Below are 17194 nucleotides of genomic sequence, written 5' to 3' on the forward strand. Positions count from 1 at the left end.
CTACGCCCGGATGATCATCGACGTGCAAAAGCGGCCGGGCCCGGGGGAGCACCCCCGGGCCCGGCCTTACCTGTCCTGCATCAGTGGAGCGTCGGTGTCAGTGGATCGGTGAGGCGTCCTCCGTGGCTCAGTACCGCGGGTTCACCCGGTAGATCGGACGGTCCGGCACCCACCAGTGGCTGGAGCGCCAGATCCCGAAGGTGAAGATCACCCCGTGGCTGCCGCGCTTGTTGGCCGCCTTGAGGAACTGCTTGCCGACCTTCTTCATCAGGTAGGACAGCGCCCACAGGACGTAGCCGGCGGCCCGGGCGGCCCAGTGCGGGAGCTTGCGCAGGATCTTGGAGATGCCCTGGGCGATCTTGCCGGAGACGTAGAGCAGACCACCGATGGTGTTGCCCTCGGCGCGGCTGAAGTAGGCGACCCACTTCTTGCGCCAGGACAGGCCCGTCAGGTCGTCCATGGTGATCGGGTCGACCGGGTAGCCGTAGGCGTTCGGCGAGCCCTCCAGGACCGGGTCGGTCTGCAGGAACCGGCCGGTGGTCGAGTCGTACAGGCGCACGCCCATCAGGGTGAGACCGGAGAGGCTGTCGTTCTCGCGCTGTGCCCCGCCGAGCCAGCCGTAGGCGGTGGTGCCGGTGGCGTCGACGGTGTTGCCGTACTCGTCGTAGTGGTAGACCGCGAGGTCTTCCAGGCCGTCCGGGGACATCTGGACGGAGACGTCGCCGTGCAGGTTGGTCAGCAGCAGGATCGCGCCGCCGTCGGTGCCGGTGGCGGCCGTGAGCTGGCCGGTGAGGTCCAGGACGTTGCGGGTCAGCTTGCCGGCCGCGTCCTTGGACCAGGAGGCGCTGTCGTTGCCGCCGTCGAAGTGCTTGGTCTCCTGGGCGGTGACGGTCCAGGTGCCGTCGGTGCCCTTGGTCTCCGTGGTGGCGACGGCGAGGCGGCCGGAGGCGTCGAGGTCCCAGGTCCTGCGGGCGTCGGCGTAGGTCTCGGTGCGGACCAGGTCGTTGGCGTAGTAGCCGAGCTGGGCGCCCTTGGGCAGGGCGGTGGCGCGGCCGAAGGCGTCGTAGACGTAGCCGGTGTCGGTGAGGCGGTCGGCGGTGTCGTAGCCGTGGGTCTCGGCCTGGGTGACGGCGTCCGCGGTGGCGGGGTCGCAGTCGTCGGTGACGCTGGTGCGGTTGGTGCGGTTGCTGCTCTTGTCGAACGCGTAGGTGCGGGTGGCGCAGGCCAGGCCGGTGCTGTCGGCGGCCTTGGTGAGGCGGCCGGTGGCGTCGTAGGTGTAGCCGCTGGTGGTGCTGTTGCCGTCGCTCTGGGTGCGGCCGGCCTGCTGTCCGTGGACGGTGTAGTCGGCGGTGTCGGCGAGCAGGACGGTGCCGGCCTGGTTGGTGTAGGTCTTGCCGGTCTGGATGCCGCGGCTGTCGTAGCTGCTGGTCAGGGTGTTGCCGCCGGGCATGGTCTGGGTGACGAGGCGGCCCTCGACGTCGTAGGTGGCGTTGAAGGTGCCGGCCACCGAGTCGGTCAGCGAGGTCGGCAGGCCGCGCGGGTCCTTGGCGGTGTCGTAGCCGTAGGTCACGGTGGACGGCACCGAGTCGGACTTCTTCACCGGGCGGTCGAGCTTGTCGTACTCGGTGGTGGTGACGTTGCCGGCGCCGTCGTCGTAGGAGACCTGGCGGCCGAGCTTGTCGTAGCCCTGGGTGATGGTGGCCTTGCCGTTGTTGAGCGAGGCCAGCTCACCGGTGGCGGGGTCGTAGCCGAGCACGGTGTCGGCGACGGGGGTGCCGGTGCCACCGGTGACGGTGATCTTCACCGGGCGGCCGGCCGCGTCGTAGCTGCGGGTGGTGGTGCGGGTGACGCCGTTGGCGCTCTCGCTCTGGACGGCGACGTTGCCCCAGCGGTCGTACTGGAAGGTCTTCGTCGGCAGCTGGAGCGGGTTGGTGCCGCCGCCGGCGATCTGGGCGGCCGGGGCGATCGAGCAGACCAGGTCGGCCCACTCGGGGTGGCCGGCGCACGGGCCGGTGCCGGTGGCGGTGTAGTAGGTGGTGAGGGTGGTGGCGGCGTCGGAGCCGGTGGAGTTCGGGCGGCTCTGCGAGGTCACCCGGCCGCCGGCGTCGTAGCCGGTGGCGGTGGTGATCTTCAGGCCGGCCGGGTCCTGGACGGACGTGGTGGGCAGGCCCTGGGCCCAGTCGTAGCCGGTGGCGGTGGTCCGGGTGTCGGCGTCGGCGGCGTAGCCGTCGATCCGGGCGCCGACCGTCGTCGAGGTGGTCATGTCGCTGACCGCGGCGCCCGCGGGGCGGCCCTCGTCGTAGGTGGTGACGGTGTGGGCGCGGGCCGGGACCTCGGAGCCGGCGGCGAGCGCCGGGGAGGTGCCGGAGGCGGCCAGGTCGTGCTCCAGGGTGACCAGCTGCAGCGGGTCGTGACTCTCCAGCAGGCGCTTGCCGTCGGCCGAGTAGAGCGAGGTCGAGGACAGGACCTGGGCGCGGTCGGCCGTCGAGCGGCCGGCGATGCCCAGGGCGCGCAGCTTGTTGAGGTCGCTACCGGTGGTGGCCAGGGCGAGGATGCGGTTCTCGGCGGTGAGGGTGCGCACCGGGCTGCCGTAGGCGTTGTACTCGGTGGTGGTGATGGCGCCGCCGGGGGCGGCGGTGTTGACCTCGCGGCCGGAGGCGTTGGTGTACGTCAGTGAGGCGCGGTTGTAGCCGGCGGTGCCGAGGGCCTTGCCGTCGTGGGTGGCGGGGACGGCGTCGGGCGGCAGCACGGCGGTGGCGTCGGTGGGGGCGTCGCTCTGGCCCCAGGCCGCGACGTCGGACGGCGCCAGCGGGTACGGCGCGTTGGCGCCGCTGAGCGGGACGTCGTAGACCAGCGAGGTGGTGGCGGTGCCGTCCGTGACGTCCTTGCTGCCCTGCTTGAGGGTGGGGCGGGAGGCGGCGAGCAGCATGCCGTCGCCGGCGGTGGCGGCGTTGCCGGCCTTGCCGTACTCCAGGGTCCACGGCAGCTCGCCGGGCTCGGTCACGGTGGTGACGCGGCCGGCCGTGTCGTAGCCGTAGGCGGTCTTCAGCGCGGGGCTGATCCGCGGGTCCCACACCTCGCGCAGGCGGCCCTGGTCGTCGTAGGCGTACTGGGAGACGACGACGGGGGTGGCGGTGGCGGCGCCGGGGTCGGTGGACCACAGGCGGATCTGCTTCACCTGGCCGGCCGTGTCGCCGAGGGCGGTGGCGGTGGCGGTGGTGGTGTCGGCGTAGACGTACTCCAGCACCCGGCAGCCGGCCGTGGACGGCACGGCGGCGCAGTTGGCGGAGGCGCTCGCCGAGCTGGGCGCGACGACGTACTTCGGGCGGGCCAGGGTCTTGCCGCCGGAGACGACCTTCTCCGAGACCACGGAGGTGGTGGAGTTGTCGCTGGGCAGCGAGGAGGCGGAGGCCTGCCAGGTGGTGGCTGCCGGGTCGACCTTGGCGAAGGTGACGGTGGTGCCCTCGGTGTCCTTCAGGGTGAACGCGGCGGTGAACGCGCCGGTCAGGGTGAGGTTCTCGGCGCCGGGCTCGGGCTTCCAGCCGCCCGTGCCGGTGGCGGTGAAACCGGTCTCGGAGCCGTCCGCGGAGACCACCGACAGGGAGGTCGCCGAGGTCTGGCGGACGTAGGAGTAGTCGGCGTCGGTGATCTCCGCGGTGGTGCCGGAACTCCACTGCGGACCGAAGATCGCCGCCTGACCCTCCTGGGCCGAGCCGTTGGCGGGCCGGCGGGAGGAGAAGGAGCGCTCGGCGTGCAGGCCGAAGGCCTCGGCGTCGGTGTCGGAGAGGGTGAGGTCACCGGTGAGGGTGTTCACCGAGCCCGGGCCGACCTTGGTCTCCGGCGCGGTGCCCGCGTTGCGGTCCACCGTGACGGTGTTCGGCTCGGTGGCGTCGGTGGCGGTGCCGTCGGTGAACACCGCGCGCACGTCGACCGGGCCGTTCTCGGCCAGGGTGTCGGTGATGTTCCAGGTCAGCGCGGCCGGCTTGCCGCCCGGGGCGGCGAACGGCCAGGCCGTCACCGGCTGGCCGCCGGTGGTGGTGACGTTGGCGACCGGGACGTCCTTCCAGACGTCCGTCTCACCGCGGCGGTACTGGTAGCGCACCCCGGTGTAGGTGCTGTTGCCCTCGGCCTGCAGCGAGGTGCGGCGGGCCGGGCGCTCACCGGCGCCGGGGGCGACCAGGGCGGAGCCCTTGCCGGCGTAGAAGGTGTACGTCTTGTCGGCGGAGACGTTGCCCGCGGCGTCGCGGCTGTGCGCGGTGACGGTGTGGGCACCCGCCTTGAAGGTCAGCTTGGCGCTGACCGGCGTGCCGGTGGTGGCCGCGGTGACCCAGGCCCCGCCGTCCAGCTTGTACTGGACGTCCTTCACGTCGCCGGTCGGCGGGGTGAAGGTGAACGTGCCGCTGTAGTCGCCGTTGGCGTCCGGGCTGCCCGCCCACTGGCCGGCCGGGAAGTCCCCGGAGGAGACGGCGGTGATGCCGGGCGCGGTGGTGTCCACGGTGAGGGTGCGGAACGCGGACCAGGCGCTGTTGGCGGTGCCGTCCCAGGAACGGGAGCGCCACTTGTAGGAGCCGGCCGCCAGCGCGGTGCCGGGGGTCCAGGTGAACGTGGAGCCCGAGGCGGCCATGGCGGTGCGGCCGGACTGCAGCGCGGCCGTGCCGTTGGACGCCCACACCTCGAAGTCGAGGGCTATGTTGCCGCCGTCGGGGTCGGTCGCCTTGGCGGACAGCGTCGGCGTGGAGTCGCCGGTGAGCGCGGCGTCGGCCGGCGAGACCAGGGTGGAGACCGCCGGCGGGGTGTTGTACGTCACCGACAGGTACGGCGTGTTGGACGTCGCGTTGCCGGAGTTGAACTTCTTCCACCCGTACGGATCCGACTCGTCGGTGGCCCGGATGCCCAGGGTGTTGTTGGCGTTGCCGTTGGCGGCCCACGCCTTGACCAGCGCGGTGATGTCCTGGTTCACCCAGCCGTCGTTGCAGGAGCTGGAGTAGCCCTTCGTCGCCGTCGACGTCGCCCACTTCTTGTTCCAGCCGGGCTGGGCGGTCCAGCGGGTGGCCGTGGTGGCCGTGCCGGTGTCCCACACCTCCCAGCTCTTCGCCGTGCAGGACCAGCTGTGGAAGTTCCACAGGTTGAGCTTGCCGCCGGTGATCTGCTTCCCGCTGATCTTCGCCATCGGGAACTGCAGGAACGACCGCGCGACCTGGCCGGAGCCGTTGTTGCCCAGCTTCAGCTCGGTCTGCGAGGAGACGTCGGTGGCGTAGCCCTGCTGAACGAAGGTGTCGAAACCGACGCCGATGTTGACCGCGGGGTCGATCGTCACCGGGTACCTGGTCTTCGGGTCGTTCAGGAAGGCGGCGTCCGGGGTCAGCGTCAGATCGATCGCGTTCCCGTCCTGGGTGACCTTCAGCGCGACCGGCGCGGTGCGGGTGTGGTCGCCGCTGCGCTCGTCGACCTGCGCGTCCCACATCACCGGCGCGGGCAGCTGGCCCTTCTCCTCGCCGGTCTTCGGGTCGAGGAACGACACCGAGTCGTCCGGGTTCTGCCGGGCCTGGAGGCCGGCCGCGTCCAGGGTGAGCGTCACGCTGCCGTTGGCGGCCACCGCCGAGCGGTCCTTGAGCTCCAGGAACTGCTCGAAGCCGGTCCGGGTGGACTCGATGACCAGGTCGGTGGCGGTGAGCGCGTTCGCGTAGCGGGCCTTGGCGCCGTCCACCGTGGGCTCGGGCAGGGTGCCGCGCCAGGACAGCGACATGGCGGTGCCGTTGCCGTCGTCCAGCGAGACCAGCGGCGTGGTCGGGGCCTTCGCGTCCCCGGCCGGGGCGCCGGCCGCCTTGAACTTCGACGCCGCGGCGGGCGCCGTCGCGCCGGCCAGCGAGAGGTTCAGCGGGTGGCCCTTGGCCTTGACGCTGCCGTCCGACTGCCGGGCGAGGTCCACGTCGATCGGCTGGAGCCTGCCGGACTTGTCCTTGTAGCGGACGGGGCCGGAGGCGAGGTCCAGGGTGGTGGTGCCGTCCGGGTTGATCCAGGTGGTCGTCGACTCGGTGCGCTCGTCCACCACCTCGATCCGGCGGTTCTCCAACCGGGCCTTCAGATGCGCGGTGGCCAGGTCCTTCGCCTCCGCCGGGCCCAGGGCCTTGGCGGACTTCGGGGACTGCTCCGGGGTGACGGCCACGGCCTGACCGGTCGTCATGATGACGGCCGCGGCCTCGGCCGCGAGCACCACGGCCAGGGCGACGGCGGTGTTGCGCAGGACACCGTTGCGACGGCGCGGGGCACTGGGGGGCGGCGAGCCGGCTTCGGCCCGGTGCCGTGATGATCCGCCCATGGGGCGTGACATGGAACTCCTCGACTGGTCTGTTCGGGAAGGGGGTGAGGAACGGGGTTGGACGAAGGCTTGAGGAATCGGGGCATGGCGGGGGGCGCTGACGGCACGCCGGCCATGCGGGGGGTAAAGCGCCAGTAATGAATCGGCCAATGTCGCGGACCGGCGTGATCGGTCGAAAACCGTCCGGAGCAGCGGAAACCGTTCGGGCGCGACGACCGGCGGCCGACGCGAACGCCGGCGGTCGCCGCGACTACCCGAGGCCGGACGGGAGCCGGCCGGTGACGGCCAGGGCCCGGTCCAGCAGGTCCTGCGCCCTCGACTGGGCCGCCGCCTCGTCGGGGGCGCGGACGTAGAGCACCAGGCCGATGCCGTCGGGGACGGCGAGGGCGCGCACGTGCTCCAGGCCGTCGTCCGGGTCGGCGCACCCCCACAGGGCGGCCTGGACCTTCGCGGCCGCCATCTCTCGGGAGGAGTCGGGCGCGGAGGTCGGCAGGGTCAGATGGACCGCTAACACCGCAGGTCAGACCTGCCCGACGGCGTCATGAGCCGACGGGACGTCCCAGCCGATCGACTCGGGCGAGGGGCTGTCCCAGCCGATCGAGTCGGCCGAGGGGCCGTCCCAGCCGATCGACTGGGCGACGGGGCCGTCCCAGCCGATCCCCCCGCCAGGGCCCTGGGCGGCGGACGGGGTGGCGTCGGGGGCGGTCGGACCGGCGGCGAAGGCCGGCGCGACGGAGCCGGCGAGGGCGAGGGTCAGGAGGACGGCGGCGAGCGGACGGACGGACACGGGAGAGTCCTGTTCTGTGCGGGAACTGCGCTGAGGGAGACCGCAGTTCTGGGTGTCCGGAAATCGGGGAGTGCGCGCACCACGAATCCTCCCGTTCCGCGGCCCGCCACGGGAAGCGAATCCGCGGGCAGGATCAGGACAGGCAGCATGCTGCAACACCGAGCCGGGCGGCGGCCGGGCTCCCGCCCTGCTGCGGGCCCCGCCGGGGGCGTCGGCGGCCGGGGCGGGGCGTTGACCGGATCATGCCCTTGCGAGCGCGTTCCGGCCGGAGGAATGATCGGCTCCGGGCCGACCGGGCATACGGAATCGTCCACGGGGATCAGGGGTCGAGAAGTGCTGGAACTGCTGGGGCTGGATGCCGCTGCGGAAGCCGTCTACCGGGAAATGCTCGCCGACCCAGAAGGAGGGGTCGCGGAACTCTGCGAGCGGCTCGGCCTCCCCGAGGCCGCCGTGCGCGAGGCCCTCGACCGGCTCGCCGACCTCACCCTGCTGCGCACCTCCCGCGAACGGCCCGGCACCCTGCGGCCGGTCAGCCCGGAGCGCGGACTGGAGATCCTGCTGCGCCGTCAGGAGGAGGAACTCGCCCGCCGGCAGCAGGAGGTGGCCGCCTCCAAGGCCGCCGTCGCGCGCGCCCTGGGGGAGTACGCGAAGGTGCGGGCCGACACCCCGCTGGGCGGCCGCGAGCGGCTGCTCGGCCTGGACGCGATCCAGGACAAGCTGGAGGAGCTGACCACCCGGCTGACCACCGAGGTCCTGGCGGTGATGCCCGGCGGCGCCCAGTCCGCGGCCAGCCTGGCCGCCTCCCGGCCGCTCGACGAGGACGCCCTGCGGCGCGGAGTCCGCCTGCGCACCGTCTACCAGGACAGCATCCACGACGCCGATGCCCCGGAGACCCTCGACTACGCCCGCTGGATGGCCGGCCTCGGCGGCGAGGTGCGGACCGCGCCGGTGCTGCCGCCGCGCATGCTGGTCTTCGACCGGAGCACGGCCGTGGTGCCGATCGACCCGGCGAACACCCGGGCCGGCGCGCTGTGCACCAGCGAGCCCGGCATCGTCGCCTCCCTGGTCGCCCTGTTCGAACAGACCTGGGAGACCGCCGTCCCGATCGCCGACGACCGGGACGGGGTGGCACCGCTGACCCTGACCACCGGGGAGCGCGAGCTGCTGCGGCTGCTGTCCACCGGGCTCACCGACGACGCGGCGGCCAAGCGGCTCGGCATCTCGGTGCGGACCGTCCGGCGGCAGATGGCAGCCCTGATGGAGCGCCTCGACGCGGCGAGCCGCTTCGAGGCCGGGCTGAAGACCGCCCAGCGCGGCTGGCTGTAGCCGGTGCCCGTCGCCCGGCCGGTCGGGCGACGGGCGCGTCGCGGGCGGCCGGTTCCGGGATTCGCCGACGGGCTGTCCGGGTACGCCGTACGCTCGGGGCGCCGGCGGTCGGCCGCCGCCCGGGACACGGAGGAGGACGGCGTGGACACGGCTGTGGAACGCACGACCCCGGACGGGCCCCGGATCGACCCGCTGCTCGTCGACCGCGTCACCGAGGCGCTCCTCCTGGCCGGCCTGCCCGTCGGGTACGGCGGGCACGGGCCCGGCGTCCACCTGCGTCCGGCCCGGCCCTACGACGACGCCGACGACTGCGCCGGCCGGATCGCCCTGCACTGGGAGCCCGGCCCCCGGCTGGCGGCCGCCGCGGCCATGGAACAGCCCCAGCAGCCGGCGTCCGCCGCCCGACGGGTCGTCGGCAGCACCATGCGGAACGCGCTCGCGGAGTTCCTGCCGGCCTTCGGCATCGAGGTCGAAGCCGGCCGGCTCGGCGGGGAGACCAGGGTCGGCCGTGCCGACGGGCCCGCCCCGGCCACCGGCCGGGACGCCGCCGCCCCCGCCCCGGCCGGGGCCCGTCCGGAGGACCTCGGCATCGGCGCGGACGTCGTCGCGGCGGTGCGCCGCGCCGCCGCGCTCGTCGGCCTGCCGGTCGCCGAGCACCAGCACGCCCCCGGCATCACCCTCTCGCCGTGCCGGCCGGTCGACGACGGCGACGACACCACCGGCCTCGCCGACCTCCGCTGGAACCCTTCCCGCCGCCTGTCCGCCGCCACCGACGAGCGGGCCGTCCGGGCCCTGACCGCCGTCCAGGACGCGATGCGGCACGCCTTCGGCACCGTCCTCGTCGCCTGCGGCCTCGACCTCCAGTGGCGCCGCCCGACCACGCTCCCCTACCAGCTGCGCGCCTACGGCCTCACCACCCAACCGCCGGTCCGGCGCTGAGCCCAGCCTGCCGCGGGTGTACGGGAGTTGGCGTGTTCGGGTGTCGAGCGGCCACGCTGCCGTAGTAGCCGCGAGCCTCCGGCCTCGCCGGCCGGTGGCCGGTGCGGGCCTGAGCTCAGCCTGCCGCGGGCGTGCGGGAGTTGGCGCTCTCGGGCGTCGACAGGCCTCCGTGGCGAGGGGGTTGGGCAGCCGGCGGCCGACGGCGTGGGCGTGCCGGGTTCCGGCGGTTCGCGCGCGCGGCGCGGGGAGTCGGTACGGGTGTCGAGCGGCCTCCGCTCACGGGGCGTCGGCCTCCTGCCGTCGGGGGCGGGCGGGGCGGGGGAGGCGCGCCGGCGGGTGGCGGAGCGGGATGCGCAGGCGGTGGGCGAGGGCGCTGGCGGCGACGCAGAGGGCCAGTGCGGCCCAGAGCAGCGGGGGGTTCTGCAGGCCCAGGCCGATGACGGCCGGGCCGACGGCGTAGGAGACCGTCCAGGTCAGCTGGAACAGGGACATGTACGGGCCTTCGTCGCCCTTGGGCGCCATGGCGACCGCCGCCGCGGCCGCGGTGGGCTTCGAGGCGAGTTCGGCCAGGGCCAGGACCGCTGCCACGAGGACGGCGAGCGGGCCCTGGAGGGCGTGCGGGGCGGTGGAGAGGGTCGCGGTGAGGGCGATGGCGGCGGCGACCGCGCCGATCGACAGGAGCAGGACCCGTGAGCGGCTCCAGCCGGACAGCCGGCGGCTGATCCGCATCTGCAGGGTGGTGGCGGTGGCGTAGCGGACGGCGACGACCACGGTCGGCCAGTAGGCGGCCTGGTGGAGGCTCTCCACGAGGTAGACGGGGAAGGCGACCGTCGGGATCAGCCAGGCCGCCGACAGCAGCGTCTGGGAGGCGACCAGGGACACGAAGGGCCGGTCGCCGAGCGCGGTCCGGGTGTTCGACCTCGGCGCACGGTGCCCGGGCCGGTCGGCGGCCGGCACCGTGACCCGGAGCAGGAGGACGGCCGCGAACAGGGAGCTCGCGCTGTTCAGGGCGAGCGCGACCTGCAGGCCGTGTCCGCCGGCGAGTGCCGTCAGGGCGGTCGCCCCCAGGGTGCCGACTCCCAGGGAGGTCGTCTTGAGCACGGTGACCGCGGAGAACCACTCGGTGAGTTCGGCCGGTTTCGCGAACCGGGCGACCAGGGTCGGCCAGGCGGCCCCGTAGAGGCGGTCGGCGGCCGTCACGAGGAAGCTCGCGGCCGCCACCGTGGGCAGGTTCCCGGCCGCGAAGAACAGGCCGTACCCGAGCGCGGTCAGGACGTTGCTGACGAGCAGGCAGGACTTGGGCCCCGCGGCCTGGACGAGCCGTCCGCAGAGCGGCACGACGGCGAAGGACGCGATCGACCCGACCGTCACGGCCGTGCCCGCGGCGGCCGCCGGGAAGTGCTGGACGGTGACGAAGAACAGCAGCGACAGCGGCAGGAAGACGCCGGAGCCGAACGTGTCGATCGCCACCGAGAGGAACAGCCGCCGCTGCCGACGGAACCGCCCGGCCCCTGTCACGCCACCCCCACCCTCGAACCCCCCATTCTCGGAACCCCCACCCTCGAACCCCCCGATCGCGGCCGCGGCTATCGCGTGTCGCGCAGCTTGAGAATGTACGTCGCGGTGAGCGAGACCGCACGGTCCTCGTCCAGGACCAGCTCCTGGAGGGCGCGGGAGGTGGTGCTCCCCGGGACGTCCGCGAGCGCCTGGGTGAGCCGCCGGCGGGCGTCCGGTCCGAGGGCGTCCCGGGCGAGGCGGTCGACCAGCCCGGTGGCGATCCGCTCCGTCAGCGCCGGGTCGCCCGCCAGCGCGCCGAGCGCGTCGGCCGCGTCGGCGTCGTTCACCGCCTCGACGACCATGTCGATGAGCGTCGGGACGGCGTCGGCGACGCCGCGGGCCCCGAGCGCCAGGGCCGCGTACCCGCGGACCACGGCGTCGGGGTGGTCGAGGGCGCCGCGCAGCAGTGCGGTCGCCGTGCCGTCGGGCAGTTCGGCGAGGGACCGTACGGCGCGTTCGCGCACCTCGGCCGCGGGCGAGTCCAGTCCCCCGGCGAGCAGGGCCGCCCCGTCCCCGCCGCTCTGCGCCAGCGCCCAGCGCAGGGCGCCGGCGACGTTCGGGTCCGACTCGCCCAGCACGGCGTCGACCAGCGCCTCCACCGGCACCGCGACGTCCTCGCCCGCGGACAGGGCGGCGCGCTGCCGGGCCCCGGGCTCTTCGACTCCAGGGCCTGGAGCAGCGCGACGACCTGGAGCGCCTCCTCCCAGCCGGCGGGTTCCGCGGCGTCGATCCGCCGCAGCCGGGTGAGCAACTCGGTCTCCGCCGCGATGCGTTCGCGCGTGCGGCGGATGAGGTCCTCGACGAGTTCGGCGGGTGCGAAGCCGGGGTCGTCGAGTGCCCGCCCGACGTCGCGCAGCGACAGGCCCAGCGACCGCAGGCTCTCGATGTGGAAGATCCGCCGGATGTCCTCGTCGGTGTACCGGCGGTAGCCGGAGCCGGTGCGGCCCGTCGCCCGCACCAGGCCGAGCGACTCGTAGTGCCTGAGCATGCGGGCGCTGACCCCGGAGCGCCGCGCGACGTCGCCGATCAACACTGCCTACCGTCCCTCCTGTCGGCCCTCGCCGAGGACCGCCGTGCGCTTCGCCTCCTCGATCGCGAACTCGAATCCGGAATCCGGGTCGCGCCACAGCCTCTCCGTGGCGAGCGCGTGGGCGCGCACCCGGGGATCGGGGTCCGTCGTCGCGGCGTCGAGCGTCGGCAGCATCGCCTCCCCGAGCGCGATCAGCGCCCGGCTGAGGCTCAACCGCGTCCCGTGTCCGCCGCGCCCGAGCTGAGCGGCCAAGACTACGGCCAACGCACGCTCCCCGCCCTCGGGTACGAGGACGACCGCGGCCCGCCAGGCGCTGCGGGCCACCTCGTCGTCGGCGTCGGCGAGCAGTGCCGGGGTGATCGCCGGCCAGGCGCGCCGGTCCCCGATCTTGGACAGCGTGTGCAGGGCCTGGCTCCGTGCCTGGGCTCCGTCCGCGCGCAGCTCGTCGAGCAGCAGCGGCACGGTCTGCGCCGGCTCGTGCCGGGTGAGCGCCCAGGTGAGCGTCTCGCGCACGGTGAACTCGGGTTCGACCGCGCACCGTTCGACCAGCCCGCCGACGAATCCCGGGTGCGGGCGGCTGCCGACGGCCATCGCCGCCCGCAGCCGCACCGACGGGTCGTCGTGCTCCAGCCCCCGCAGTGCCCGCAGGGTGTTCGTGTCCGTCACCGGCCCGGCCATCGGGACCACCTCCTCGGCAGCAGTGAAGGCCTTGTCACCGTGTCAAGGTCAAGCGGCCGGCCGGCCGGCCGGGCGGGTCCGGGCCGTGGGTGGCCGGGCCGAGGAGGGAGGCCCGAGGGGAGGTCCCGGGCGGAGTCAGGTCACGTCAGGCGAGCACCTTCGCCTTGGCGCGCTGGTACTCGTCCTCGGTGATGTCGCCGTTCTTCTTGAGCTCCGCGAGGCGGGCCAGTTCGTCGACGTGGGAGGAGGGCGCCGTGGTCTCGGCGGCCGTCTGCCGGACGTAGGCGCGGAACTCCTGCTCCGCCTCGGCCGTCCGCTGGACCTCTCGCCGGCCCATGCCCTTGCCCCGCGCGATGAGGTACACGAACACGCCGAGGAAGGGCAGGACGAGCAGGAACACGGACCAGCCGGCCTTGCCCCAGCCGCTCACGGTGTCGTCGCGGAAGAGGTCCCCGAAGACGCGGAACAGCAGGAAGAACCACATGATCCACAGGAAGATCCACATGGTGGTGAAGAAGATGTCGAGCAGTGGGTAGTCCACCGCGAGCCTCCTGACATCGACGGCGTGCCCCGAACGGGCCGCCGCGGGTGCGCGGTCTGCCGAGCGGGGGCGCCCGAGCGGCCACCCGGGGCGTCCGAGGGGTCCGGGCGGGAAGCCGTGACGTGCTCCACCCTCCAGGTACGCCCCGCCGGCTCGTCCCGGCATCACCCGGACCGGGTGATCCCGCCCGGGGCGGCCGCCGATCGGCGGGGTTATTCTGCGGCTGATGGGCGGAGCGGAGAGTGAGCGGCGACAACGACCGGGCGTGGTGCGACGACTGCTGAGGACGGTCCGGGCGGATCCCTCCCACATGCCCGAGCGCCTGGCCGCCTTCGTGGTCGACTACCTGGGCCCCCAGGCGGCGGAGACGGCCGCGGCGCTGCGCGCGGCCGAGCGGGAGGGGGCGGCCGGTCCGGACTCCACCCGGGAGGTCGTCGACCGGGGTGTGCGCCGCACCGTGGTCGAGGGCTCCTTCCTCGGGGGCCCGTTCATCCTCCTGCTCCCGGTCGCGTTCGTCGCCGCGCTGCTCGCCCAGCTGCGCATGGTGCTGGAGCTCGCGGCCCTGGCCGGCCGTGACCCCTGCGGTGACGACGCGGCGGCCGAGATCCTGGTGGTGCAGGGGGTCCATCCGACGGCGGAGCAGGCACAGGAGGCCCTGCGGAAGGCCGCGCGGACCGCGACCGAGGGCCGGGAGAAGGCCTCCTGGCTGTCCGTCGTGCGCCGCCAGGCCTACCTGATCGGCCTGTTGACCCCCGAGGACCCGTCGCGCGGGGGACTGCGCAAGTGGCTCGGCTGGATCGGCCTGGGCGCGCTGGTGCTCGTCGGCACCGTGATCCCGTTCGTGTGGGTGCCCGCGTGCGGCGACATGTACCGCCGAGCCACCGGCGAGCTCGCCGACCGTGCCGTGCTGCGGTACGGGCTGACGGGGCCTTCGGCCGCACAGACGAGGAAGGGCCCGTCGATCCTGCGCCCGGGCGTGCTCCTGGTGGCGCTGCGGACGGTGCTGGCGTGCCTGACGACCGTGGGCGCGGTGCTGCTGGTGCTGGTCACCGACCTCCGTGCGGGCGACAGCGCGTGGCTGACGATGTTCCTCGTGCTGCTCGGGGTGAGTGCCGCGGCCGTCGGCTGGCGCTTCCTCCGGGCCCGCCGCAACCGGCGCCGCTGAGCCGGGCCGCGCCCGGAGTGCCCGGTCAGAGCAGGTGGAGCGCACGGGCCCGCCGCACGGCCCGGTTGCGCCCGGTGACGGAGAGCTTGCGGTTGATGCTCTTGAGGTGCGTCTTGACGGTGTTCACCGAGAGGAAAAGCTCGGCGGCGATCTCGTCCGTGGACAGCATCTGTGCCGCCAGCTTCAGGACGTCCAGTTCGCGGTCGCTCAGCGGCTCGACCGGGTCGTCCGTGGTGGCGGCGGCCCCGGACGTCCTGGGCGGCAGGCCGGGCAGGAGGTCGGGGGGCAGCCAGCCGTGGGAGTCCACCAGTTCGGGGCGGGCGTGCAGCAGGCGCCGCAGCCACGGCCCGGCGTCCCGGAACGGCCGGCGCAGCCGCTCCGGCCGGGCGATCGCGAGGGCGCGGGCGAGCAGGCGCTGGGCCGCGGCCTCGTCGCCGAGGGCGAGGGCCGTCTGGGACCGGGCCAGCAGGACCCGTACGGTGATCGCGGGCCCGTGGCCGTCGCGCTCCGGGATCGCCTCCAGGATCCGCAGGGCACCTCGGTTCTCCCCGGCGGCGAGGTGCGCCCGGGCGGCGGCGACGGCGCACTCCGGCCCGTCGGCGCCGCTGCGCTCCAGCGCCTCCAGCGCGGCGGCCGGGTCCCCCTCGGCGAGGTGCCCGGCGGCCACGGCCACGGCCACGCCCTCCCGCACCCAGGGCGGCGGCGGTCCGGCGGCGGGAGCGCCGCCCCGCGGCCCGCCGAGGAGGTCCAGCCCGCCGAGGAGGTCGAGGGCCGCACGGGCGTGGCCGTCGGCCAGCAGCGTCCTCGCCCGGACGATCGCGATGCCCGCGGCGACGGCCGGGTCGTGGTCGGCCGCGGCCGACCCGGCGGCCCGGTCGAGCGCCGCCCGCGCCGTGGCCAGGTCGTCCCGGTCGACGGCGAGCGCGGCCAGCACCAGCTGGCCGACCCCCGTGCGGGAATCCGGTGCCAGACCGGCGAGTTCGGCCTCGGCCCCGGCCTTGCGCAGGTGGACCTCCGCCTGCGCCGGCCGGCCCCGGAGCAGGTCGATCAGGGCGAGCCGGGTGAGCGATTCGTGGCGCGGACAGGCCGTGGAGGCGCCGTCGGCCGCCGCCGCGGCGGCGGACAGGGCCGTTCCGGCCGCGTCGAGGCTGCCCTTCCAGAGCAGCGCGGAACCCAGATCGGTCAGCCGGAGCACCGGCAGTTCGGGGTGCTCCCGCAGCAGCTCCGGCGGGACGTCCTCCTCCAGGCGCGCGGCCTGGACGGCGGCGGCCCGGGCCATGTCGGCCGAGCCGAGCAGCCGGCCCGCCAGCACCCGCAGGTGGGCCGCGTTGAGCAGGGCCGTCGGGACGTCCCCGGCACCGCGCTCGGATCCGGCGAGGAGCGTCTCGGCGCGTCGGAGGTGTTCGAGGCCGTGGTCCACGTCGTGGCGGGCGAGGTCGCGGGCCGCCCGGATCAGTTCCGGGGCCGGTCCGCGGGCGTCGGGCGTCATGTCGGCGAACAGGCGGTCGAGCCGGTCCGCGTCGCGGCCGGTGAACAGCCGTCCGATGGCCAGCTGGTCGACGAGCTGCGTCGCGGCGAACTCCCAGTCGCCGGCCGCGGCGGCGTGCACCAGCCCGTCCGTCAGGTGTCCGGCCGCGGTCAGCCAGCGGGCCGCCCTGCGGTGCAGCGCCCGTTCCACCCCCGGGCTGCGCGCCGCCAGGTGGACGCGCAGGATCTCGGCGAACAGTGGGTGGCAGCGGTACCAGGAGTGGCCCACGGGCTCGACGAAGGTGTTGGCGCGCGCGAGGTCGGCGAGGATCCGCGCTCCGTCCGGCCGACCGGTCAGGGCGTCGGCCAGATCGGGGTGGATCTGGTCCAGGACGCTCGTGCGCAGCAGGAGGTCCTGGGTCTCGGCGGGCTGGGTGTCGAGCACCTCGGCGAGCAGGAAGTCCGCGACCGTGCTGCGGCAGGCCTCGAACTCCTTCAGGTACGCCTCGGGGTCGGTGGCGCCCTGGGCGGCCAGGGCGGACAGTCGCAGACCGGCGGCCCAGCCGCCGGTCCGCTCGGTCAGCGCCCGGGCGGTCTCGGCGGAGAGGGCGAGGCCGTGCCGGCGCAGCAGCGCGGCGGTCTCCCGCGGGCGGAAGGCCAGGTCGGCGGCCCGGACCTCGGTGGCACTGCCGGAGGCGCGGTAGCGGTGGAGCGGCAGGCGCGGTTCCGTCCGGCTGATCAGGACCAGCCGCAGACCCGGGCCGGCGTGGCCGAGCAGGAAGTGGAGCCCGGAGGCCACCTCGGCGGACGACACGTGCTCGAACTCGTCGAGGACGAGGACCACGGGTTCCTCGCGGCGGCTCAGGTGGGCGGCCAGCCGGGCCAGCAGCGAGTGGTCGACCTCGTCGGCCCGGGCGGGGCTGCCGATGTCGTCCGGAAGGGCGATGCCGTGGTGCCGGACGGCTTCCAGCAGGTAGGCCCAGAACACTCCCGGCGCGTTGTCCTCCCGCTCGACGGTGAGCCAGACGGCCGAACCGCGCGGCCGCATCGTGGCCAGCCAGTCGGCGACGAGCAGGGTCTTGCCGGCCCCCGCCGGGGCGTTCACCAGCAGGAGGGAGGAGGTCCGGAGACCGTCGCCGAGGCGCTCGACCAGACGTGGCCTGTGCACGAAGGTCCCCGGGATCGGGGGGACGGCGAAGCGGGCCGCGAGCACCGGGTCGCCGCCGGGGATCCGGGCCGGCCGGGCGGTGCCGCGTCGGGGTGCGTCCGCCGGACGGGAGGGGGAGCCGACGGCTGGGCTGAGGGGCATGGTGCTCACCTCAGGGGGGAGGGCGCAGGGCGTGCGCGGAGCACTGACAATCCCCATCCTGGCCGACGCCGACCGG

10 protein-coding genes and 1 pseudogene are annotated in these 17194 nt (G+C 74.5%); 3 read left to right on the plus strand and 8 right to left on the minus strand.

Annotation, left to right across the window (positions count from 1 at the left end):
* Window positions 1–127: 127 nt before the first annotated feature.
* The 3 genes from ABZ449_RS13350 to ABZ449_RS13360 all read right to left on the minus strand — a co-directional run bounded on the left by ABZ449_RS13350 (window position 128) and on the right by ABZ449_RS13360 (window position 7106).
* Window positions 128–6331 carry a DNRLRE domain-containing protein gene (locus tag ABZ449_RS13350; protein ID WP_360344918.1) on the minus strand — a complete coding sequence of 2068 codons (6204 nt, stop codon included), beginning with the start codon at window positions 6329–6331 and terminating at the stop codon, window positions 128–130.
* A gap of 238 nt (window positions 6332–6569) precedes the next feature.
* On the minus strand, window positions 6570–6833 hold the full coding sequence (locus ABZ449_RS13355; RefSeq protein WP_360344920.1) for a hypothetical protein: 264 nt from the start codon (window positions 6831–6833) through the stop codon (window positions 6570–6572).
* A gap of 6 nt (window positions 6834–6839) precedes the next feature.
* Window positions 6840–7106 carry a hypothetical protein gene (locus ABZ449_RS13360; protein ID WP_360344922.1) on the minus strand — a complete coding sequence of 89 codons (267 nt, stop codon included), beginning with the start codon at window positions 7104–7106 and terminating at the stop codon, window positions 6840–6842.
* A 333-nt stretch (window positions 7107–7439) separates the two neighbouring features.
* Here ABZ449_RS13360 and ABZ449_RS13365 point away from each other — a divergent pair, with 333 nt between their 5' ends.
* Together ABZ449_RS13365 and ABZ449_RS13370 are read left to right on the plus strand one after the other, a co-directional pair.
* Window positions 7440–8432 carry a LuxR C-terminal-related transcriptional regulator gene (locus ABZ449_RS13365; protein ID WP_360344924.1) on the plus strand — a complete coding sequence of 331 codons (993 nt, stop codon included), beginning with the start codon at window positions 7440–7442 and terminating at the stop codon, window positions 8430–8432.
* Window positions 8433–8573: 141 nt separating this feature from the next.
* A complete protein-coding gene (locus ABZ449_RS13370) occupies window positions 8574–9371 on the plus strand; it encodes a hypothetical protein (RefSeq protein ID WP_360344926.1) in 798 nt (265 codons plus the stop codon).
* Between the two features lie 276 nt (window positions 9372–9647).
* On the opposite strand, the gene ABZ449_RS13375 is transcribed toward ABZ449_RS13370, so the two are convergent.
* From ABZ449_RS13375 to ABZ449_RS13390, 4 genes and pseudogenes are all read right to left on the minus strand, one after another.
* Window positions 9648–10889: an MFS transporter gene (locus ABZ449_RS13375; protein ID WP_360344928.1), complete on the minus strand. Its 1242-nt coding sequence runs from the start codon at window positions 10887–10889 to the stop codon at window positions 9648–9650.
* Window positions 10890–10957: 68 nt separating this feature from the next.
* Window positions 10958–11961: pseudogene (locus tag ABZ449_RS13380) on the minus strand (MerR family transcriptional regulator).
* A 3-nt stretch (window positions 11962–11964) separates the two neighbouring features.
* Entirely contained in the window at window positions 11965–12636 is a 672-nt protein-coding gene (locus tag ABZ449_RS13385) for a HEAT repeat domain-containing protein (RefSeq protein WP_360344930.1), read from the minus strand.
* Window positions 12637–12781: 145 nt separating this feature from the next.
* On the minus strand, window positions 12782–13177 hold the full coding sequence (locus ABZ449_RS13390; RefSeq protein ID WP_360344932.1) for an SHOCT domain-containing protein: 396 nt from the start codon (window positions 13175–13177) through the stop codon (window positions 12782–12784).
* Window positions 13178–13487: 310 nt separating this feature from the next.
* Here ABZ449_RS13390 and ABZ449_RS13395 point away from each other — a divergent pair, with 310 nt between their 5' ends.
* The gene (locus tag ABZ449_RS13395) at window positions 13488–14342 is read left to right on the plus strand and encodes a hypothetical protein (RefSeq protein WP_360344934.1); all 855 of its coding nucleotides are present in this window, start codon (window positions 13488–13490) and stop codon (window positions 14340–14342) included.
* Window positions 14343–14367: 25 nt separating this feature from the next.
* On the opposite strand, the gene ABZ449_RS13400 is transcribed toward ABZ449_RS13395, so the two are convergent.
* Window positions 14368–17118, minus strand: a complete 2751-nt coding sequence (locus tag ABZ449_RS13400; protein WP_360344936.1) for a LuxR C-terminal-related transcriptional regulator — start codon at window positions 17116–17118, stop codon at window positions 14368–14370.
* Window positions 17119–17194 lie beyond the last annotated feature (76 nt).

This window comes from Kitasatospora sp. NPDC005856, from assembly GCF_040629945.1.
Lineage (GTDB): Bacteria > Actinomycetota > Actinomycetes > Streptomycetales > Streptomycetaceae > Kitasatospora.